Source organism: Pseudorhizobium xiangyangii, assembly GCF_020531965.1.
GTDB classification, from domain to species: domain Bacteria; phylum Pseudomonadota; class Alphaproteobacteria; order Rhizobiales; family Rhizobiaceae; genus Neorhizobium; species Neorhizobium xiangyangii.
Map to the genome: position 1 here is coordinate 1 of NZ_JAJAWH010000116.1, position 660 is coordinate 660.

Sequence of the window (660 nt, forward strand, 5' to 3'; positions counted from 1 at the left end):
TTGCTTTACCGCGTGAACTGACGGCCCACCAGAACATCGCGCTCACACAGGAGTTTGTCTCGCGATATATTGTGGCGCTCGGACTTGTCGCCGATTGGGTCTATCGCGATGAGGAGGGCAATCCGCACGTTCAATTGCTTCATACTCTTCGACTCGCGGGAGAGCATGGTTTCGGACGGAAGTCCCGCCTGGTTCTCGGTGAGAACGGTGAGCCACTTCGTGTCGGCAAGAAGCTAATTTATCGAGATATCATTGGCGACAGGAATGACTTCAGGAAGCTGCGACTAGCATGGGGAAGTCTGGTTAACCGGCATTTAGAGTTGGCCGGACAATCGGTTCGTATAGATATGCGGTCTCTCAAAGATCAGGGAGTTGATAGAAGGCCCGAGGTACGGTTGGGTTCGGCGAGTATTGCGATTGCGCGCAGACGCGCTCGCGGTAGCCAGTAGGTCAGAACAGCGTGGCTATTCCTCATTTTCGTGCGCAGATAATCACCGCTGGTCGTAGCGCAGTCGATGCTGCTGCTTATCGCCATCGGACGCGCATGGTCGATGAGGCTGTCGGCTCTTCAACCAAACGGTACGACCGGGATAACGACCTTGTTTTCTCGGAGGTGGCAATACCAGAAAATGCGCCGAAGTGGATCAAGGACATGGTTCA

2 protein-coding genes are annotated in these 660 nt (G+C 54.4%); both read left to right on the plus strand.

Annotated elements, in window-relative coordinates; all coding sequences use genetic code 11:
- Positions 1–449 (plus strand): MobA/MobL family protein (locus tag LH464_RS24450; protein ID WP_226788989.1); only part of this gene is annotated, 449 nt, incomplete at its 5' end.
- A gap of 11 nt (positions 450–460) precedes the next feature.
- Positions 461–660: MobA/MobL family protein (locus LH464_RS24770; protein ID WP_226788990.1), on the plus strand; the 200-nt coding region annotated here is incomplete at its 3' end.